Source organism: Buchnera aphidicola (Drepanosiphum platanoidis) (genome assembly GCF_964020165.1).
Lineage (GTDB): Bacteria > Pseudomonadota > Gammaproteobacteria > Enterobacterales > Enterobacteriaceae > Buchnera_J > Buchnera_J aphidicola_BL.
In genome coordinates this window covers 69,835-90,616 of sequence record NZ_OZ026537.1, presented here as the reverse complement: position 1 = coordinate 90,616, position 20,782 = coordinate 69,835, and the positions used below count along the sequence as shown (strand labels likewise).

At 16.4% G+C, this 20,782-nt stretch carries 17 protein-coding genes, 3 tRNA genes and 1 pseudogene; 5 read left to right on the top strand and 16 right to left on the bottom strand.

Translation table 11 applies throughout. The features are described from left to right. Window positions 1–28 precede the first annotated feature (28 nt). Window positions 29–1,447 (top strand): asparagine--tRNA ligase, encoded by a 1,419-nt coding sequence (asnS, locus tag AACL42_RS00390; protein ID WP_340147563.1) that lies wholly within the window; start codon window positions 29–31, stop codon window positions 1,445–1,447. A gap of 264 nt (window positions 1,448–1,711) precedes the next feature. On the opposite strand, the pseudogene AACL42_RS00385 reads toward asnS, so the two are convergent. The 10 genes and pseudogenes from AACL42_RS00385 to AACL42_RS00340 all read right to left on the bottom strand — a co-directional run bounded on the left by AACL42_RS00385 (window position 1,712) and on the right by AACL42_RS00340 (window position 9,257). Continuing rightward, window positions 1,712–2,052, bottom strand: a pseudogene (locus tag AACL42_RS00385) (HIT domain-containing protein). Window positions 2,053–2,067: 15 nt separating this feature from the next. Next, the gene (gene ptsG / locus AACL42_RS00380; RefSeq protein WP_340147562.1) at window positions 2,068–3,501 is read right to left on the bottom strand and encodes a PTS glucose transporter subunit IIBC; all 1,434 of its coding nucleotides are present in this window, start codon (window positions 3,499–3,501) and stop codon (window positions 2,068–2,070) included. Between the two features lie 52 nt (window positions 3,502–3,553). Continuing rightward, window positions 3,554–4,354, bottom strand: a complete 801-nt coding sequence (locus AACL42_RS00375; protein WP_340147561.1) for a YchF/TatD family DNA exonuclease — start codon at window positions 4,352–4,354, stop codon at window positions 3,554–3,556. A gap of 24 nt (window positions 4,355–4,378) precedes the next feature. Next, window positions 4,379–5,347, bottom strand: coding sequence for a DNA polymerase III subunit delta' C-terminal domain-containing protein (locus tag AACL42_RS00370; RefSeq protein ID WP_340147560.1), 969 nt, complete (start codon window positions 5,345–5,347; stop codon window positions 4,379–4,381). After that, window positions 5,344–5,985 (bottom strand): dTMP kinase, encoded by a 642-nt coding sequence (gene tmk / locus AACL42_RS00365; RefSeq protein WP_340147559.1) that lies wholly within the window; start codon window positions 5,983–5,985, stop codon window positions 5,344–5,346. Before tmk ends, AACL42_RS00370 begins: the two co-directional genes overlap by 4 nt. A gap of 68 nt (window positions 5,986–6,053) precedes the next feature. Further along, a complete protein-coding gene (locus AACL42_RS00360; RefSeq protein ID WP_340147558.1) occupies window positions 6,054–6,296 on the bottom strand; it encodes a phosphopantetheine-binding protein in 243 nt (80 codons plus the stop codon). 68 nt (window positions 6,297–6,364) lie between these two features. Then, entirely contained in the window at window positions 6,365–7,102 is a 738-nt protein-coding gene (fabG, locus tag AACL42_RS00355; RefSeq protein ID WP_340147557.1) for a 3-oxoacyl-ACP reductase FabG, read from the bottom strand. Further along, window positions 7,099–8,040, bottom strand: a complete 942-nt coding sequence (locus tag AACL42_RS00350) for an acyltransferase domain-containing protein (protein WP_340147556.1) — start codon at window positions 8,038–8,040, stop codon at window positions 7,099–7,101. Before AACL42_RS00350 ends, fabG begins: the two co-directional genes overlap by 4 nt. Next, window positions 8,027–8,218 (bottom strand): 50S ribosomal protein L32, encoded by a 192-nt coding sequence (rpmF, locus tag AACL42_RS00345; RefSeq protein WP_340147555.1) that lies wholly within the window; start codon window positions 8,216–8,218, stop codon window positions 8,027–8,029. Before rpmF ends, AACL42_RS00350 begins: the two co-directional genes overlap by 14 nt. Before the next feature lie 70 nt (window positions 8,219–8,288). After that, the gene (locus AACL42_RS00340; protein ID WP_340147554.1) at window positions 8,289–9,257 is read right to left on the bottom strand and encodes an RluA family pseudouridine synthase; all 969 of its coding nucleotides are present in this window, start codon (window positions 9,255–9,257) and stop codon (window positions 8,289–8,291) included. 159 nt (window positions 9,258–9,416) lie between these two features. Here AACL42_RS00340 and AACL42_RS00335 point away from each other — a divergent pair, with 159 nt between their 5' ends. Beyond that, entirely contained in the window at window positions 9,417–10,598 is a 1,182-nt protein-coding gene (locus AACL42_RS00335) for a ribonuclease E/G (protein WP_340147553.1), read from the top strand. Between the two features lie 199 nt (window positions 10,599–10,797). Here AACL42_RS00335 and pyrC read toward each other — a convergent pair whose 3' ends face one another. Further along, on the bottom strand, window positions 10,798–11,850 hold the full coding sequence (gene pyrC, locus AACL42_RS00330; protein ID WP_340147552.1) for a dihydroorotase: 1,053 nt from the start codon (window positions 11,848–11,850) through the stop codon (window positions 10,798–10,800). Between the two features lie 853 nt (window positions 11,851–12,703). On the opposite strand from pyrC, the gene AACL42_RS00325 reads away from it, so the two are divergent. Further along, window positions 12,704–14,512, top strand: a complete 1,809-nt coding sequence (locus tag AACL42_RS00325) for an OmpA family protein (RefSeq protein WP_340147551.1) — start codon at window positions 12,704–12,706, stop codon at window positions 14,510–14,512. 123 nt (window positions 14,513–14,635) lie between these two features. Here AACL42_RS00325 and AACL42_RS00320 read toward each other — a convergent pair. Beyond that, window positions 14,636–14,720 (bottom strand) — tRNA-Ser (locus AACL42_RS00320). A gap of 260 nt (window positions 14,721–14,980) precedes the next feature. On the opposite strand from AACL42_RS00320, the gene AACL42_RS00315 reads away from it, so the two are divergent. Then, window positions 14,981–15,052 (top strand) — tRNA-Cys (locus AACL42_RS00315). A 31-nt stretch (window positions 15,053–15,083) separates the two neighbouring features. Further along, window positions 15,084–15,170, top strand: a tRNA-Leu gene (locus tag AACL42_RS00310). 43 nt (window positions 15,171–15,213) lie between these two features. On the opposite strand, the gene AACL42_RS00305 is transcribed toward AACL42_RS00310, so the two are convergent. The 4 genes from AACL42_RS00305 to zwf form a co-directional block, all read right to left on the bottom strand. Beyond that, window positions 15,214–16,317: a methyltransferase gene (locus tag AACL42_RS00305; RefSeq protein WP_340147550.1), complete on the bottom strand. Its 1,104-nt coding sequence runs from the start codon at window positions 16,315–16,317 to the stop codon at window positions 15,214–15,216. A gap of 366 nt (window positions 16,318–16,683) precedes the next feature. Further along, entirely contained in the window at window positions 16,684–17,340 is a 657-nt protein-coding gene (gene tsaB, locus AACL42_RS00300; protein ID WP_340147549.1) for a tRNA (adenosine(37)-N6)-threonylcarbamoyltransferase complex dimerization subunit type 1 TsaB, read from the bottom strand. Between the two features lie 63 nt (window positions 17,341–17,403). Further along, on the bottom strand, window positions 17,404–18,966 hold the full coding sequence (locus AACL42_RS00295) for a TerC family protein (protein ID WP_340147548.1): 1,563 nt from the start codon (window positions 18,964–18,966) through the stop codon (window positions 17,404–17,406). A gap of 274 nt (window positions 18,967–19,240) precedes the next feature. Continuing rightward, window positions 19,241–20,707: a glucose-6-phosphate dehydrogenase gene (gene zwf, locus AACL42_RS00290; RefSeq protein ID WP_340147547.1), complete on the bottom strand. Its 1,467-nt coding sequence runs from the start codon at window positions 20,705–20,707 to the stop codon at window positions 19,241–19,243. Window positions 20,708–20,782: the final 75 nt, after the last annotated feature.

Sequence of the window (20,782 nt, the reverse complement as noted above, 5' to 3'; positions counted from 1 at the left end):
TTTTTATAATATTTAAGGAATTTTTTTAATGAATTTTAATCCCAAACATTATTCTATTTCAGAAATTTTTAAAAATCAAAAAAAATTTTTAAAATCTTTAGTTATTATTAAAGGATGGGTTAAAAATAAACGTAGTTCAAAAATTGGAATTTCTTTTATAGATATAAATGATGGTTCTTGTTTATCTTCTATTCAAATAATTGCTAAGAAAAAATTAAAGAATTATTTTTCTGAAATATTAAAGCTAACTACTGGATGTTCTGTTTCTATAAAAGGTTTTGTAATAATTTCTTTAAAAAATAATAATATATGTGAAATTGAAGCATATAAGATTAAAGTATTAGGTTGGGTAAAAAATTCTTCATCATATCCTATGTCCCCTAAAATACATACTATGGAGCATTTAAGAGAATTTTCTCATTTAAGAATTCGAACAAAAATTATTCATTCAGTATCCAAAATTCGTCATATTATTTTTCAATCATTTCATAAATTTTTATGGAAAAAAGAATATTATTGGGTTCCTTCTCCGATTATTACTGAATTAAACGCAGAAGGAGCAGGAGATATGTTTAGAGTATCTAGATTAAATATATCTGACATAACAAAAAAAAATTTCTCCTATAATAATTTTTATAAAAAAGATTTTTTTGGTAAAGAAACATTTTTAACTGTTTCTGGACAACTTACATTAGAAACATATGCTTGCGCCTTATCTAAAGTATATACTTTAGGGCCTACATTTAGAGCAGAAAACTCTAATACTAATCGTCATTTATCAGAATTTTGGATGTTAGAAGTAGAAGCTGCTTTTTTAACATTAAATGATATTATTAAGTTAATATTAAAAATGTTAAAATATGTAATTTTTCAAGTTTTAAAGAAATGTCATGAAGAAATATTTTTTTTAAAAAATAATATTGATGCAAAAATAGATTCTAGATTAAAAAAATTTTTATCTTCAAAGTTTGTAATAATTAATTACGCAGAAGCATTAAAAATTTTAAAAATTTCTAAAAATAAAGAGATTAATTCTATTTGTTATGGTCAAGATTTAAATTCTGATCAAGAAAAATATTTAACTGATATATATTTTAAAAGCCCTATAGTAATTAAAAATTACCCTAAAGAAATAAAAGCTTTTTATATGCGATTAAATGAAGATAAAAAAACTGTATCTGGGGCAGATTTTATATTTCCAAAAGTAGGAGAAATCATTGGAGGCTCTCAAAGAGAAGAAAGGTCTTTAATATTAAAAAAAAGAATTCAACAATTAGGTTTAGATCCAAAATTTTATAAATGGTATCAAGATTTAAGAAATTATGGAACTGTTCCTCATTCTGGGTTTGGTTTAGGTTTAGAAAGATTTATTTTATATATAACTGGTTTAAAAAATATAAAAGATGTTACGCCTTTTCCTAGAGTACCAAAAAATGCTAATTTTTAATTTTTTTAAAAAAAATAAAAAATATTTTTTAAAAAAATGTTTGCATAGTATATTTATATATTTTAAAAATTTTTATTAATATATTTTTTTAAAAAAATTTTAAATATATTTCAAAAAATTTTTTTAATTAATATATTATTTTTTATTTTTTAAAAATTATAAGAGCTGAACTTATATAATAAAAATTAATTTAAATTAAAAAAAATTAATTTTAGGTGAAAGATTCAGCTCTTAAAATTTTTTATAAAAATATTTCTATCAATTTTAAATAGATTTTAATTTACAACCACCTAATAAATGAAGATGTAAATATTTTATTTCTTGACCACCATGCTTATTACAATTTATTATGATTCTATAACCATTTTTATGTATATTTTTTTTTTTTGCAATTTTTATAGCTACTTTTATCATTCTATTAATATATTTAAAATGATTTTTTTTGATATGATTTAAATTTTTTATAAATTTATTGGGAATTATTAAAATATGAATTAAAGCTTTAGGATGTATATCATAAAATGCAGTTACTAAATTATCTTGATAAACTATTTTTTTTGATTTTTTTTTTTAATTATTTTTTCAAAAATATTTTTTTTATTAATCATATTATTCTCATTTTAAAATTTTTTTTTTAAATAATCATCAATTAAAGTTTTAATATTATCAGATTTTGTTCCAAATACAATTTGTACTCCTGATCCAGAAATAAAAACTCCAGAAGCTCCTAAAGAAATTAATCCTTTTTTATTTATTTTTTGTACATTTATTACAGTAATTCTTAATCTTGTAATACAAGCATCAATGTTTACAATATTTTTTTTATTTCCTAAATAGTTAATTAATATAGGAATTTTTTTATAAATATTTTTAGTAGATTTTATTTCTTTATTACTTTCTCTTCCGGGAGTTTTTATATTAAAAAATTTTATATATGTAGAAAAAATTATAAAATATAAACTTGAATATAATACTCCTATAATAGGAAAATATAAAATGTTATTACTATGTTTACTTAATAAAATAAAATCGATTAATCCATGAGAAAAACTAGTTCCTGCTTTCATATTTAATAATATACATAAAGAAAAAGCTAATCCAGCTAATATTGAATGAATAAAATATAATATTGGAGCAACCATAATAAAAGAGAATTCAATTGGTTCAGTAATTCCAGTTAAAAATGCTGTTAAAGCTGCTGAAATCATCATTCCACCAATTTTTGCTTGATTTTTTTTTGCTGCATTAAACCAAATAGCTAATGCTGCTCCAGGTAAACCATACATTTTAAATAAGAAACCTCCTGAAAGTTTTCCAGCGCTATTATCTCCAGCCATATATCGAGCAATGTCTCCATGAAAAATTTGACCTAAAGAATTTTTATATTCTCCTATTTGCATTTGAAATGGTACATTCCATATATGATGTAAACCAAAAGGAACTAAAAGTCTTTCTACTGTTCCATAAATTCCAAAAGCTATCATTGGATTTTGATAAGCAGCCCATTCTGAAAAATTTTGAATTATTTTCCCAATACATGGCCAAATTATAGATAAAAAATATCCAATAATGATAGCACATAAACCAGAAATTATAGGAATAAATCTTTTTCCTGAAAAAAAACCTAAATATTCTGGTAATTGAATTTTGTAAAAATTATTAAACATTATTGCTGCTATTGATCCAGCAATAATTCCTCCAAATATTCCTGTATCATTACTATATAAATGAGAATTATTCACTAATTCATTCGAAACTAAAGGTAATAATATAAAAATTGTTTTTTCCATAATTTTATATGATATAACAGCAGATAATGCAGCTACACCATCATTTTTTGTAAATCCTAAAGCAATTCCCATAGAAAAAATTAAAGGCATATTTGAAAATATTGAATTTCCAGATTCTAACATTACACTTGATACAATTTTTGGAACAATTTCAAAATGTGCAGATCCTATACCTAACAATAATCCTGCTATTGGCAAAACGGAAACAGGTAACATTAAAGATTTGCCAATTTTTTGCAATATTGCAAACATATTTTTAAACATTTGTTATCTCTTAAATATAAAAACTATATTTAATATAAATTTTTTAAATTAATTAAATAAAATACGTTTTTTTTATTTTTTTTAATTTAAATAAGTTAAAAAAATTTTTTTTAATTATTTTACTAAGTTTTTTTTTTTTAATTTTTATAATTTTTGATATAAATGTAATTATATCGTTTATATGTGAAGGATTGTTTTCTTTTCCTCTATAAGGTTCAGGAGTTAAATATGGAGAATCTGTTTCGATTAATAATTTGTTTAAAGGTATAAATTTAATAATTTTTCTTAAATTTTCAGAATTTTTAAAAGTTATTATTCCAGATATAGAAATATAAAAATTTAAATTTAATAAATTTCTTAACATGTTTAGATTTTGATTAAAAGAATGTAAAATTCCTCCACAAATTTCAGAATTTTCTTGTTGTAAAATTTTTATAGTATCTTTTTCGGCACTTCTAGAATGCACAATAATTGGTTTGTTTAATTTAATTCCTAATCTAATATGTTTTCTAAAAATTTTTTTTTGTAATATATTACTTTTTTGTCCATAATAATAATCTAATCCTGTTTCTCCAATAGCAGATACCATTTTTTTTGAACAAAATTTTTTAATTTTATAAAAATCTTTTATATTTTTAATGTTTAATGGATGAATTCCACAAGAATAAAGAATATTATTAAATTTTTTTTTAAATTTTTTTTTAATTTTTTTAAAATTTTTTAAAGAAGTCGATACTAGTAATATCATTTTAACTTTTTTTAAATAAGCTATTTTTAATATTTTTTTTGGATTAGAATTATTTTTCTTATAATTTAACTTATCTAAATGACAATGTGAATCTATTAGAAACATTTTTAACCTATAATTTTGTTATTTTTATAATTTTTCTAAAATTGATAGTATTGTTAATATTGTAAAAGTTTTGTCAATTCCTTTTATATTTTTAATATAAAATTGTGTTTTGTTTAAATATTTTATAAATAAAAATAATTTTTTTTTTGAGTATTTTTTTTTTAATAATTTTATTAAACTTAATTGATCAAAATTTATTAATTTAATTTTTTTATTTAATTTTGATTTAATAGAATCTAAGATTATAAGACATAACCAAAATATTTTTTTTTTTTTATTTTTTTTAAATTCTGAAATTAATGTTATAAAATTATTTTTTTGAATAGACAAATAAATTTTTTTAAAAAATTTTTTTCTTTTATAAAAATTTGAGCTATTTAAAAATTTTTTTGCTTGTATAGGGGAATTTTCTGAAATTTTTAAAGATAATAAAAATTCTTTATTATATTTTTTATTTAATTTTTTTTTTTTGAACCAATCAATACTATTTTTTGTATTAGGAGGATATATATAATATGTAAAACATCTACTTTTAAAAGTTAATTTTATAAAATCAGAATAATTTTGATTAAAAAAAAACCATGTATTTTTAGGAGGATTTTCTAATATTTTTAAAAATACACTTATAGCAGATTCCGTTAAAAAATTCATTTCAGGAACCCATAATATTTTAAAATTACTACATTTTGGAGTGAATATAATTTTTTGAATATATTTTAAAGTTCTATCAATTCCTATTGAACTTTTTTTTTTTTTTAAAATATGTAAATCAGGATGATTTTTATTTTTTATTAATAAACAACTTTTACATATGTTACAAAAATTAAATTTATAAGAATTTAAACATAATATTTTTTTGCATATTGAAAAAATTAATTGATTTTCTCCTATATTTTTAGCAGATTTTATTATTATAGATCGACAATTATTAAATTTATAATAATCTTGAATTATAATTTTATAAATTTTATCTAACCACGGATATGAACTCATATTTGATATTTTTTAAGCCATTTTTCAAATTTATGTTTAATATTTTTTTGTACATTTTTTAAAGTATTATTTGTATTAATAAATATTTTTTTTTTATCTAAATTTATTTTTTCTAAATATTTATTTCTTACAGAATCAAAAAATTTTTTTGATTTTTTTTCTATTCTATCAATTTTTTTTTTTCGAAATAATATTCTTTTTAAAGCAATTTTTGGGGTAATATCTAAATATATTGTTAAATTTGGTAATATTTTATCTTTTATTAATGTATTTAAAATTTTTAAATATTTTTCTTTTATATTATTTCCTCCATTTTGATAAGCAAAAGAAGATAATTGATGTCTATTTGAAACTACCCAAAAATCATTTTTTAAGGCTGGTTTAATAATATTTTCTAATAATTGTGATCTTGCAGCATATAATAATAATAATTCTGAATATTTAGTTAATTTTTCTTTTTTATTATTTTTTTTTAAAATATTTCTAATTTTTTCAGATATTTTAGTACTTCCTGGTTGTCTAACAAAAATTTTTTTTTTTATTCTAAATTTATTAAAACATTTTTTTAAGATTTTACAAGCCATATTTTTTCCTGAACCATCAATTCCTTCAATAACAATAAATTTGCCTTTTTTCATAAATTATAACATTTTATTTTTTTAAAGTTTAAATGAATATGTTTAAAGTAATATAAATATTTTAAAAATTATTTTTTATAATATTTTTTTATTATGTTTATTAAAGATTGAACAGAAGTCACTTTTTCAGAATCTTTATCAGAAAAATTAATTTTAAATTTTTCTTCTACATTCATAATTATTTCTATTAAATCTAAAGAATCTGCTTTTAAATCTTTTCTAATTAATTTTTTTTTTTTAATTTTTTTTTTAGTATTGAGACATTTTTTTATTATTTTTTTTACTGTTTTTTTTATACGAAATTTTTTCATAACTTGTTTCCTAATTTTTTTAAAAATTAATATGATTATAATAATTTTAATTTTAAAATAATCCTTGTTTATTTCATTAACATTCCTCCATTAACATGTAAATTATGACCAGTAATATAATTAGAACTTTTTTTACATAAAAAGAATACTGAATTTGCAATATTTTTAGGAATTCCTAGTTTTCCAAGTGGTATTTTTTTTAAAATTTTTTTTTTTATTTTATTATTTATTTTTTTTATGATTTTTGTTTTTATAAATCCAGGAGATACTATATTAACTGTAATATTTTTCTTTGCTACTTCTAATGCTAAAGATTTTGTAAATCCAGATAATGCAGATTTAGAAGCAGAATAATTTGTTTGTCCTGTATTTCCTATATTCCCAATTATAGATCCAATATTAACAATTCTTCCATATCTATTTTTTAACATGTATTTTATAGCTATTTTAGAAGTATAAAAAATAGAGTTTAAATTAGTATTTATTACTTTTATCCAATTTTTTTTTTTCATATTTAATAATAAACTATCTGATATAATTCCAGCATTGTTTATTAATATATCTATTTTTTTAAATTTTTTATAAATTTCTTTAAATATTTTTTTTATTAAAAACATGTTTGTAACATTTAATACAATTCCTTTTCCATTATTTTTAACAATTTTATTAATTTTTATTTTTCCTTGTTTGGTTCTTGAAATTCCAATAACATAAATATTTTTTTTTATAAATTTTTTTAAAATTGATTTTCCTATTCCTGAATTAGCTCCTGTAATTATTGCAACTTTTTTTTTTTTTATTTTCATATTTTAAAAGAGTTAAATATTTTTTTAAAAAATTTAATTTTTTTATTTTTATCAAATTTTGATAATATTGGATATAAACCAATTTCTAATATTTCATCTATGTTTTGAGTTAAAATAAATTGAATAGTTTTTTCCCATAAAACAGGTGTATATATTTGTTTTGCTAATTTTTTTTTAATTTCTTTTGGATTTGTTAAAAAATTTACTAAATTACTATCTATATAAAAATGCTTAGGTTTATAAAATGAAAATTTATTAATAAAATTAAAAAAATTTTTAGCAAATTTTTTCATAGAAATACAATGAAATGGATGTTTTATTGGAAGTTGAAAAAATTTTTTTATATTTTTTTTTTTTAATAAAAAAATAATTTTTTTTTTTATTTTTTTACTTCCTGCAATTACTATTTGTTTTTTTGAATTAATATTAGAAATTGAAACTAATTTTTTTAATATATTTGTATTTAATAAATTTTTTATTTTTATTTTTTTTTCATTAAATATTACAATCATAAAACCTTTTTTTTTTTTTAATAATTTTCCTCGGAAAAAAACTATTTTTAAAGCATCAGCAAATTTTATAGACTTTGATGCAACTAAAGCTGAATATTGACCTAAACTATGTCCTGAAAATATGAATGAATAAAAATATTTTTTTTTTTTATAATATTTTTTCCATATTTTATATAAAGCTAAATTAGTAATTAAATTTATTACTTGAAAATATTGATTTTTTTGTAAAAATTTTTTTTTTTTTTTATATATAATTTTCCAAATATTTTTTTTTAAAATTTTTGAAGATTTTTTAAAAATTTTTACAACTTCTAAATATTTTTTAGAAATTTTAATAATTTTTGAAAAACTATAATTTCCTTGACCTGAAAAAATGATTGATATTTTTTTTTTTTTTTTTTTTGTTAATTTATTAATTTTTATCATTTTTTTTTAAAAATAAATATTTTTTGCCCCGATAAAAACCTTTTTTGGTTATATGATGTCTAACATGATATTCTTTAGATAATTTTTCGAAAGATATTAAAGTAGAATTTTTAATACTATCATGAGATCTTCTCATTCCTCTTTTAGATCGAGTAGGTTTGCTTTTTTGTACAGCCATAATTTTATAATTTTCCTTAATAAAGAGATTTAACATATATTTTTTAATTTATTATTATTAATAATAATTTTTAAATTTTTATTTTATTATAATTCAATTTTTGTATTATATCTAATATATCTGAAAATTTTTTTTCTAAAGGAGCTCGTATAGTAATTTTTTTTTTATTTTTTGGGTGATAAAATTTAATTTTATATGCATGTAACAAAATGTTTTTTTTAATTTTTTTATTATTAATAAAATTTTCTATTTTTTTATTTCCATATCTATCATCAAACAAAATTGGATGCCCAATATGTGATGCGTGAATTCTAATTTGATGTGTTCTTCCGGTAATTGGATAAGCTGCAAGTAAAGTGAAATTTTTAAATTTTTTTATAATTTTAAAATAAGTTTTAGAAGTTTTTCCATCTTTATGAATAAAAACTAATTTTTTATTTTTTTGAGATATTTTTCTTTGTATAGGCTCATTAATAAAACATTTTTTTTTAGGCCAATTGCCATGGACTATTGTTAAATATTTTTTTTTTATTTTTTTCATTAAAAATTGTTGTTGTAACATTTTTAAAATAGATTTTTTTTTTGCTAATATTAATACTCCGGACGTATTTTTATCAATTCTATGAACAAGTTCAATAAAATCATTTTTAGATTTTTTAAATCTTAAAATTTCTATAATTCCATATTTTATTCCACTTCCACTATGAACAGCAATTCCTGATGGTTTATTAATAATTAAAATATATTTATCTTCATATAAAACACTTTTTTTAATTTTTTTTTGATTTTTATTTTTAATGTTTATTTTTATTTTTTTTTTTAATACAATCCTTAAAGGAGGTATTCTAATTAAATCTTGGGTTTTAAGTTTATATCTTGGTTTAATTCTTTTTTTATTAACTCTTATTTCTCCAGTTCTTAAGATTTTATATATTTTACTTTTTGGAATTTTTTTATATGTTTTAAATAAAAAATTGTCTATTCTTTGATTAGCATCAAGAGAGTCAATTTTTATTATTAAAACTTTTGTTTTTTTCATTTTTTCCTTATTTAAAATGATAAAAAAATTTATAATATTTTATAATATATAGTAATAAAATTTTAAAGTATATTTTTTAATATAAATTTTTTTTCGCAATAATTTTTTAAATTTTATAATAAAATAATATTAATAAACTGATGTAAAAAATTTTTAATTATGAAAAAAATTTTAATAGATATATATCACAATAAAGAAGTTCGAATTATATGGATAAAAAATAATATAATAAATAATTTAAAAATAAATAAATTAAATGAAAATCATAGAAAGTATAATATTTATAAAGGAACTGTAGATAACATTAATTTTGGTTTAGAAGTGATTTTTGTGAATTATAGTTTTAAAAAATGCGGAATTTTACCTTTTTCTAAAATTTTTAATAAAAATATTATAAATAAAAATAATAAAAAATATTTTTATGTAAATAAAAAAATTTTGAAAAAAAATTCTGTAATTATTGTTCAAATTATTAGAGAAGAACATTTAAATAAAAAAGCTATTTTAACAAATATAATTACTTTATCAGGAAATTATTTGATATTGTTAATAAATTCAAAAAATTTAACTACTACAATAAAATTTTCTAAAAAAATTAATTTTAAAAATATTTTTTTTTTAAAAAAAATAATTAAAAAATTAAATATTCCTAAAAAAATGTCTTTAATAGTTAGATTTTCTTCTATTAATAGATCTTTTAAAGAATTAAAAAATGATTTTTTAAATTTATTAAAAAAAAAAAAAAAAATAAAAAATTTAACAAAAAACAATATTATGTTAAATACTTGTAAAAAAAATATTTTTAAAGAATGCCTTCAATATTGTTTAAAAAATAATTTTAAAAAAATAGTTATAAATTATAAAGAGTTATATATTTTTTTACATAAAAAATTACTTTTTTTAAAACGATTGGATATCTTAGAGAAAATAAAAATATTTAATAATACTATAAATTTATTAAAATTTTATGATTTAAATACTGAATTTAAATCAATTTTTACAAAAAAAGTTATATTACCTTCTGGAGGAAACATTTTTTTTGATATAACTGAAGCTATAATAGTTATTGATGTAAATTCTAGTAAATGTATTTCAAAAAAAAATTTTGAAAGTACAGCTTTATATACAAATTTAGAAGCAGCATATAAAATTTCTCAACAAATTAAATTAAGAAATTTAGGAGGAATAATTATAATTGATTTTATAAATATGAAATATTTAATTAGTAAAAAATTTTTAGAAATTTCTATAAAAAAATTTTTTAAAAATGATTATAGTCGTATAAAATTAGGAAAAATTTCAAAATTTGGACTATTTGAATTTTCACGTCAAAAATTTTAATTTTTATATTTTTATAAAGTTTAAAATATATTTTTATCATTCATAAAAATATATTTTAAGTTTATATTTTAATATTTAAAAAAATTTTTATTTAATATATTAATTATTTATATAATCAAATGACCTAATTTACAAGATTCTATCCAAAAAAAATAAGAAAAAATACATAATGGCATAAACAAATATACGAATAATATTTTCATTTTTTTTTGGTAATTTTCCAACTTAATGTTTGTTTGCCTAAAAATATTGAAATTTTTTTATTTTTATTTATTTTAATATTATTTTTTACGATCCAATTTTTTTTTTTAAAAATTATTTTTTCTTTATTTAAAGGTAAATTATAAAATTTTGATCCATTTATAGAACAAAAAGATTCAAAATTTTTTAATTTTTTCATTTTTTCAAAAATTTTTAAATAAATTATTAACGATGTAGGGGCATTAAAAATTCCAGGAGATCCACAAAAATTTTCTTTTTTAGATATTAAATGTGGAGCAGAATCACTTCCTAAAAAAAAATATTTATTACCACTAGTAACAGTTTTTATTAAATATTTTTGATGATTTCTTTTATTTAATATGGGCAAACAATATAAATGAGGATTTATTCCATTTGAAAATATATCATTTCTATTATATAACAAATGATGAGGAGTAACTGTAGCTGCAATATTTGGAGGATTATTTAAAACATATTTAGCTGAATTTTTTGTACTAATATGTTCTAAAACAATTTTTAAATTTGGAAAATTTTTTCTAATTTTAGGTAATACATTTTTTATAAAAAAAATTTCTCTTGAAAAAATATCTATATTTTTAGAATAAATTTCTCCATGAATCATTAAAGGGATTTTAAGTTCTTCCATTTTTTCTAATATTTTATTAATTTTACTTAGATTGGAAATACCATATTGAGATAAATTAGTAGAATTTTTAAAATATAATTTTGCAGAAAAAAAAATTTTTTTTAAAAACCCTATTTCTAATTCTTTTATATTACTATTTTCTGTAATATAAAATGTCATTAATGGTATAAATTTATTTTTTTTAGAACTATTTACAATTTTTTTTTTATATTTTAATGCTTTTTTTATAGTATTTATAGGATTTTTTAAATTTGGCATAACTATTACTTTATTATAATACTTTCCAGTATAATTAGCGATTTTTTTTAAAATTTTTCCATCGCGAAGATGAACATGAAAATCGTCTGGTTTGATCATAATAATTTTTTTTTTATATATTTTCATTTTTTGTTTTTAATTATTATTTTTATTAATTTAATTTTTTAAATTTTTTAATAAAAATTTATATTTTTTTAAAGTATTTTAATAGTTATTTTATCAATTATGCTATTATTATAAAAAATAATTTTTAAAATTTATTAATTTAATTTTTTATTTTAATAAAAATTAGTGAATTAATTTAATTAACATAATAAAATTTTATAATTTAATTTATATTTATTACCTTATTATTAAAATTAAAAATTATTTATTTTTTTATATAATTAATTATAAAATTATTTTTATAGTTTAATAAAAATATGATAAAAAAATATAAATTAAAAAATATATATTTATAATTTTTTTGTATTTTAATTATATCAAATATTATTAAAAATATTTATAAAAATTTTAAAACTTAAAATAAAATTTTAAATTATAAAATACACAAAATATAATAACTTATAAATTATAATATTATTTATTGTATAATCTTATAAATAAATAATATAATATAATATACACAAAAAAAAAAAAAAAATAAAATTATTAATATATATAAATATATTATAATAATATTAATTAACAAATAATTAATTGACTAAAAAATTTTTTTTTATTTTTGATTTTTATATTTATAAAATTTAAAATTTATTATTAAACTTTAGATTTTATTTTTTATAATATTTTTAAATATATAATAATATTATATTATAACAAATATTTTTAAAATTACTTTTATTTAAAAATTTTTAATTATTTTAATAATTAGTTAAATAAATAAATATTAATTTATAATAATTTTTAAAAATTTAAAATTAATATAAATTATTTAAATGATAATATTTTAATAAATTTAATAGAGTAAATTTAATTTATGAATAAAAAAATTTTAACAATTTCATTATTTTTAAGTAGTATGATGTTATCCAGTCCTGTTAAAGCTAATACTATTCAAAAAAATTATCCACATTGGTATTTTGGAACACAATTTAAACTCGTTCAATCAGATATTGCTGTAGAAAATAATTTTTTAGCTCGACAAGATTACATTCCAGATTATCAAGCTAAATCATTAATGGGTGTTATTTTAGGATATAAAATAAATCCATATTTTAATTTTGAATGTGCTTTTAATATGCCATTAAATAATAGTATTTTTTTCCAACATAATAATAATTCTTTTAATTTTAGTAATGATCAAAAAAATAATTTTGTTTATAATTATAATAATCAAATAGAATATAAAAAATTTAATAGTAATCATAATTATTATAATGATAATAATTTAAATCATTATAAAAATTTAAAGTTTCAAAAAATAGAATATAAAGAAAATATAAAAATTAAAAAAAAGTTATATAAAAATAATAATTTAAAAATAAATTTTAGATCATATAGTCGTCCATATAAATTATCATTAGAATCAAAAAAAAAAATTAACAATAAAGTTGATAATCAAAAAAAAGAAAATAATATTAATAATTTTGATAATGATATTAGTTCTAATGATGATGAAAATAATGATATAAAAAAAAAAAAAATTTTTATGTCAAAAATTTTAGAAAATGATTTAAATATGCGTTTTAAAGATAAAAAAAATAAAAAAGAGAAACATACTGAAAAAAATGATGATAATAATACACATCAAAATAAAAAACCAGAAATAGTAGGAAGCATAGAAAGTGTTTTAAATGATAATGATGTAGATATTTTAAATAGTAAAAGTATGAAGACAGAAACTATTCCAAAAAAAAAAAATAATGTTGAGAAAAAAAAAGATAATAATGATAAAAAATATGAATATATTGATAAAGAATATATTAATAATAAAGAAAATGATTCATCTAGTAAAAATACAAAAAATTCAAAAATTAATAAAAATTCAAATTCTGTAAATGATTATGATGATACTTCTCCTTTACAAAATTTTCAAATTTCTACAAGATTTAATTATTTTTTAACAAATAATTTTATTGTATATACAAGAACAGGTGTAGAATCAAATTTAAGAGAAAATTATTTTTCAAATTTATTAAAATATAAAGGTTCATTTTTAAATAATAATATTAAACCAGTATTATCTGTAGGAATAGAATATAAAGCAGACGATGTAATGTCTACCAGATTAGAATATGAAAGAGTATCAAAAATTTCTAACTTTAATAATTTATTAAATTGTGATAATGATTCTTTAAATTTTAATATTTTATGGAATTTTGATGATTTTTCATGGAAGAGTTTAAAAAAATCTTTAAGTTTTTATCATAATTCTTCTAACACAGTAATAAATAAAGATATAAATCGAATTAATTTATTTGAAGATATTTCTTTTAATTCTAATAGTAGTAAAATTACTCCTTTTGGAGAAACAGTTTTAAATAAATTAATATATAATTTAAAAAATATGAAGTTAAAAAATGTTTCTATGTTAATTTTAGGAAATTCTGATAGATTAGAGATAAAAAATAAAAATAATAAATTTTTAGCTTTATCAAGAGCAGAATCAGTATTAAAATATTTTAAAAAACATGATATATTTATAGAAAATACAAAAATTCGTAGTTTAGATAATCATGATTCTATTTCAAATAGAATATGTACTAATAAAAATAATAAAACATTTTTAAAAAATTGTTTATCTCCAGATAGAAGAGTAGAAATTTTAATAGAAGCATATCAATAAAAATTAATGAATTTATTATTCTTAACATTTTATTAATTAATAATTTTTTTTAAATAAAAAAAATAAAATTTTTTAAATTTTTAAAATAATTTTTAAAATTTTTATATTTTGAATTAATATTTTCGGAGGAGGAGGGATTCGAACTCTCGGATGATTTCTCATCGGCGGTTTTCAAGACCGCTGCCTTAAACCACTCGGCCACTCCTCCTAAAAAAAATATAAAAAATTTTATTTTTATATAATAAATCATTTTATATTGTAAAGTAAAGAAATTATTTTAATAATAAACTTTTATAATTTTTTTTTTAAAATATTTTTTATAAGAAATTCAATTATTCAATAAAATATTAATAAATAAAATTAAAAATAAAAAATAAAAATATGGTTATTATGAATATAATAATTGACATTTTAAAAGATTTTGGTTAATCTTTTTAATATATAAATATATAATTTTCTTATTTTTATGGTGCATTGGCAGATTGGTTTATGCAGCGGATTGCAAATCCGTAAAGCTCGGTTCAATTCCGAGGTGCACCTAAAAAATTTTATAATTTTGAATTATTTTTTTGCCCGAATGGTGAAATTGGTAAACACAAGGGACTTAAAATCCCTCGGCTTAAAAAAAGCTTTGCGGGTTCGAGTCCCGCTTCGGGTAAAATATTAAAAATTAATTTTATTTATTTATAATTATAAGTATTTTAATAATAATTAAAAGATTGATATATTTTAAATAAATTATTTTGTTTTATAATTTTACAATTTTTAAAAATTTTTTTTAAATTTTTAAAATATGATAAAGAAGATATAGAAACTATTTGAATTTCTCCATTTTTTTTAAGATATTTTTTAGATTCTTTAATAATATTTAGTGCAGTTTTCATAGAAAATTTTAAATTTTCATGAATAGGAGGATTTGAAATTATAAGATCAAATTTTTCTTTAATGTTAGAGAAAATGTTTGAAATAATAGGATTAGCATTAATATTATTTTTTTTTAAATTTTTTTTAAGGCAATAAAATGATGTGTAACAACTTTCAGATAAAACAATTTTTTTATATTTAAATTTATCACATAAAGAAATTAATAAAAATCCAGATCCTGATCCTATATCTAATATTTTTTTATAAAATTTTTTAAATTTTTTATTTTTTACAAAATATTTACTAGCTTCATCAATTTTTTTATATCCAAATACCCCCGGTAAAAATTTAAAAAATTTTTTATTATATTGATGTTGTTTATAATATTTTTTTTTATTAAAAAAAATTTTTTTTTTTAAAAAACCATAATATAATGAAGATTTTACTCCATATTTAATTTTTTTAAATCCAATAGAACTTTTAAAAAAATTTTTAACACTATTAACACCACTATTATTTTCTCCAATAATAATTATTTTTGTATTCAACAATATTTTAGAAAAAATTTTGTTCATATGAAAATAATTTTCTAATTTATTTTTAGACCATAAATAAATTACAAAATTTATTTTTTTAAAAGAATATTTTTTAAATTTTGAATCATAAATTAAATTTTTAAAATTTTTTTTTGATACAAATTTTTTATAATGATATTTTTGTAAATGTATTTTTAAAAAATTATTTTTAATTTTTTTTAATAAAAAATCTTGAAAATACCCAGAAAAAAGTACTTTTTTATCTTTAAACATATTTATATTTTTTATTAATAATTTACTAGAATTACTTAATTTCAAGTTATAACCTTTTTTATTATAAAATATATATTTATATTTTTTAAAACTTTTTTTTAAAATTAAAATAACTAAAAATTTTTTTAACACACTACATTATCTGAAATATTAAAATTTTAAAAATTATACAAATATTTAAATATAGTTATTAATATTAAAAATTTTTTAAAAATTAATAATATTGAAATGTTTAAATATTAAAATTATTATTTTTATAATAAAAAAAATTTTAAAAAATTTTTTATTAATAAAAATTTATAAAAATTTAAAATATTTTTTTTAAAATTAAAATTAATTTAACATATTTATATTCATTTATATTTAAAAATTACACAATACAATTTAATTTAATTAAATTAAAATATAAAAAAAATAATATAACAGTTTAAAAATTTTATTTTATAGTTTTAAAATTAATTAATATTATTAGTAGTAATTTTTTTTAATAATAATTTTTTAAAATTTATGAAAATATTTTGTAAACACTAGTTCTGGAACTAGTGTTTTTTTTAATTTAATATCTTTTAAAGCTAAAGGAATAATATATTTAGCGTGTGAAAATTTTATTTTTATAAAAAAATTTTTAAATTTTAAAGATTTTAAAATTTTTGGATTAAAATTTCCTGCAAACACACATCTTTTTTTTATTTTGTTCAAATGTTGTAAAAGTATTTTTTTATTAGTAGATAAAAATTTTTTTTTTTTTTTTAAAAAATTTTTTTTTATTAAATATTTGGAATAATAATATCTATTTTTATTCATTTTCATAATTATAAAAAAATTTTTTTCATACAAAAAATTATTGTATGCCTCTTGTGCAATAATTTTTAAACTAGATATTTGTAACAATGGTATATTAGATCCAATAGATAAACCTTGCGCAATATTAGTAGAAATTCTTGTTCCTGTGAAATTACCGGGTCCATTACAAAATGCAATTATATTTATTTTTTTTAATTTGATTTTATTTACAAATAAAATTTTTTTTATCATTGGAAACAAAATTTTTGAATGTTGTCTTTTACATTTTTTTTGATAATAAAAAATTTTTTTTTTATATAATAAAGATACTGAGCATGAGTTGTATGAAGAATCAAAAGACAGTATCTTCATTATTTTTTTCCTTTTTAACAATTATTTTATATAAATATTAAAAAATTTAAAATTTTTAATTAATTATTTTTTTGTAATTTTAATTGTATTAATTTTATTTTTAGTAGATTTTATTATACAAAATTTAAAATTTCCAATAAAAAATTTTTCACCTTTTTTTAACACTCTTCCTTTTTTTTGAATAATCAGATGAGCTAAAGAAGTACAAGAAGATTTTTCTTTAAACATATTTTTAACAAAAAAATTTTGTTTTTTAAAATCTATATTTAAAATTTTTTGAATAGAATGTAAATCAGTAGATCCAGGTACTATCCAGCCATTTTTTTTAACTAAAATATTAGGATTTTTATTAATTAGATTAAAATTTTCTATAATAGTTTTTAAAAAATTTAATGGAGTAATTAACCCTTTAACAATTCCAAATTTATTAACAATAATATAAAAATTTTTTTTTGAATTTTTAAAAAATTTTAATAAATCTATGATATTCATAGTTTCTGAAATGATACAAGGAGGATTTTTTTTAACAAATTTTTTAATTTTAGACTTTTTTTTATTTAATAAAAAAATTAATTTTTTTGTTTTTATTATTCCAATAATGTTGTTTAAATTATTTTTACAAACAGGATAAAAATTATATGTATTTTCTAACAATTTTTTTTTAATATTTTTTGAAGAATCATTGATATTAATCCAAGATATTTTTTTTCTTGGAATCATTATGTTTTTCACTGTACGATTTGAAAGTTTTAATATGTTTTGTATCGTATAAATTTCTTCATTTTTTAAATTATTTTTATTTTTTTTAAATAAACTATTTTCTTTGTTTTTTAATTTTTTTTCTTCTATTAAAATAGTTTTTTTTATTAATTTAAATAATTTTTTACGAACTAGATTTTTATTTTTATATTTTGGAATATTTTTTTTAAATATTTTATTAAAAAGTTCTACAAAAATAATAAATCCTATAGATGTATATAAATATGCTTGAGAGAAAGCATAGTTTATAGATTTACAAAATAAATTAATTCCTACAAATAATAAAAAAAATAAACATATTGTGATAATTTTTGGATTAGATTTAAGAAATTTTACTAATTTTTGAGATCCAAATATCATTACAATAGTTGCGCATGTTACAGAAAAATACATAATCATTAAATTATTAGTTAATCCAACTGCTGTAATAATAGAATCAACAGAAAATATTGCATCTAAAATAACTATCTGTATGATCACAAGCCAAAATGATTGATATCTTTTATTTTTTTTAACAATTTTATTAGGTTTATGTTTCGCTCTTTCTAATAATTCTAATAATACTTTTATAATTAAAAATGTACTACCTAAAAATAAAATTATTGATTTTATAGAAGAGGAAAAATTTTTAAATATTAAAATTTTATCATTTTTAATAGATAATGCCCAGGATGTTATAAACAATAATGATAATCTCATTAAAAATGATAAAATTAACCCTAAATATCTAGCTTGTTTTCTTTGAAAAGAAGGTAATTTTTCTGATAAAATAGACAAAAAAATTAAATTATCAACACTTAATATTATTTCTATCATAACAAATACAAATAAACCTGTCAGACCAGACGGGTCTAAAAGAACTGTCATTAGATACTCCGATTAATACAAAAAAAAAAATTAATATTTTAAAATTTATGAATTAATATTTTTATAAAATTTAAAATAAATTTTATTAAATATTCAAATAAATTTATATATTAAAATAATTAAAATTAATTATATAATTTATAATTATAATATCACAAATTTTTTTTAAAAAATATAAAATATTATTAGTCTTCAGAATTTTTAAAAATTGTTATTATATTTTTAAAATTATTAAATTAACAAATTTTGTTTAATAAAATTTATTATAATAATTTTAATACCAATTATAACCATTTTTTTTTAAAAGATTTTCTGAAGATTTAGGCCCCCAACTTCCAGGTTGATAAAGTTCTACTTTAGATTTTTTTAATTTCCACGCATTCATTAAAGAGTCTATCCATTTCCAAGATTGTTCAACTTCTTTTTTACTAACAAATAAAGATTGTTTATTTCTAATTACTTCAAATATTAATTTTTCATATGCATCATGTATATATTTTTTTTTAAATATTTTATGATATGAATTAGATAATTTAATTTCTTTATATTTAATATTTTTATTTAAACTAGGTTTTTTGTTTAATATAAATAATCTTAAACCTTCATTAGGTTGAATACGTATATGTAATCTATTCTTTGGAATATTTTTTTTATTATTTTTAAAAATATTAAATTTAATAGATTTAAAAACAATTACGATTTCAGATTTTTTTTTTTTTAACTTCTTACCTGTTCGAACATAAAATGGAATTCCAAACCATTTATGATTATCTATATTTATTTTTATTGCAACAAAAGTTTCTGTTAAGCTTTTATTACAAATTTTTGATTCTTCTGTATATGCTGGAATTTTAATTCCATGAATATTACTATTAGAATATTGCCCTCGAACAGTTTTTATATTAATATTTTTTTTATTAATTATTCGTAATGACTTTAATACTTTTAATTTTTCGTTTTGAATATTTTTAAAATTTAAATTTATTGGAGTTTCCATAGCAAGAATAGATATTATTTGTAATAAATGATTTTGAACCATATCTCTAGTTTGTCCTATTGAATTAAAATAATTCCATCTATTTTCTACTCCTAATTCTTCTGATAAAGTTATTTGAATATGATCAATAGTTTTATTACTCCAATTATTGAAAAATATAGGGTTTAAAAATTTTAAAAAAAATAAATTTATAATGGTCTCTTTTCCTAAATAATGATCAATCCTAAAAATTTGTTTTTCTTTAAAAAAAATATTAATTTTTTTATGAATTTTTTTTGAAGTTTTATATGAACTTCCAATTGGTTTTTCTACAATAATTTTACAATTAGATGTATTAAAATTTATTGATGCTAAACCTTTACATATGTTTGCATAAGTATCAGGAGGAGTAGCAAAATAATTAATAATATTTTTTTTAGATTTAGATTGCAATATTTTTTTTAATTTTAAAAAATTAGATGTTTTATTAATATCTAATTTGCAAAAATAAATTCTAGATTTTAATTTTTTCCATATTTTATAATTGATTTTATCATTCATGAAATTTTTTAAAGATTTTTTTACGATTTTTAAAAATTTTTTTTTATTCCATGTTGCTCTTCCCACCCCAATTATCTTAGTTTTTTTATGAAATTTTTTAAATTTTTCTAATTGATAGAATGCTGGAATTAACTTTCTTTTAGTTAAATCACCTTTTGCTCCAAAAATTACCAAATCAAATCTTTTTATTTTATTATGAGACATTTTTTAATAACCTTAATTTTTATAATTTAATATAATTGCATTTATTTGTTACAAAAAATTAAATAATTTTATATA

Bases quoted from the DNA above. Each gene is read 5' to 3' on its own strand.
- AACL42_RS00325 (WP_340147551.1), top strand. From the start codon at position 12,704: ATGAATAAAAAAATTTTAACAATTTCATTATTTTTAAGTAGTATGATG.
- AACL42_RS00370 (WP_340147560.1), bottom strand. From the start codon at position 5,347: ATGAGTTCATATCCGTGGTTAGATAAAATTTATAAAATTATAATTCAA.
- ptsG (WP_340147562.1), bottom strand. From the start codon at position 3,501: ATGTTTAAAAATATGTTTGCAATATTGCAAAAAATTGGCAAATCTTTA.
- asnS (WP_340147563.1), top strand. From the start codon at position 29: ATGAATTTTAATCCCAAACATTATTCTATTTCAGAAATTTTTAAAAAT.
- fabG (WP_340147557.1), bottom strand. From the start codon at position 7,102: ATGAAAATAAAAAAAAAAAAAGTTGCAATAATTACAGGAGCTAATTCA.
- rpmF (WP_340147555.1), bottom strand. From the start codon at position 8,218: ATGGCTGTACAAAAAAGCAAACCTACTCGATCTAAAAGAGGAATGAGA.
- AACL42_RS00360 (WP_340147558.1), bottom strand. From the start codon at position 6,296: ATGAAAAAATTTCGTATAAAAAAAACAGTAAAAAAAATAATAAAAAAA.
- AACL42_RS00350 (WP_340147556.1), bottom strand. From the start codon at position 8,040: ATGATAAAAATTAATAAATTAACAAAAAAAAAAAAAAAAAAAATATCA.
- AACL42_RS00295 (WP_340147548.1), bottom strand. From the start codon at position 18,966: ATGACAGTTCTTTTAGACCCGTCTGGTCTGACAGGTTTATTTGTATTT.
- tsaB (WP_340147549.1), bottom strand. From the start codon at position 17,340: ATGAAGATACTGTCTTTTGATTCTTCATACAACTCATGCTCAGTATCT.
- AACL42_RS00340 (WP_340147554.1), bottom strand. From the start codon at position 9,257: ATGAAAAAAACAAAAGTTTTAATAATAAAAATTGACTCTCTTGATGCT.
- zwf (WP_340147547.1), bottom strand. From the start codon at position 20,707: ATGTCTCATAATAAAATAAAAAGATTTGATTTGGTAATTTTTGGAGCA.
- pyrC (WP_340147552.1), bottom strand. From the start codon at position 11,850: ATGAAAATATATAAAAAAAAAATTATTATGATCAAACCAGACGATTTT.
- tmk (WP_340147559.1), bottom strand. From the start codon at position 5,985: ATGAAAAAAGGCAAATTTATTGTTATTGAAGGAATTGATGGTTCAGGA.
- AACL42_RS00335 (WP_340147553.1), top strand. From the start codon at position 9,417: ATGAAAAAAATTTTAATAGATATATATCACAATAAAGAAGTTCGAATT.
- AACL42_RS00375 (WP_340147561.1), bottom strand. From the start codon at position 4,354: ATGTTTCTAATAGATTCACATTGTCATTTAGATAAGTTAAATTATAAG.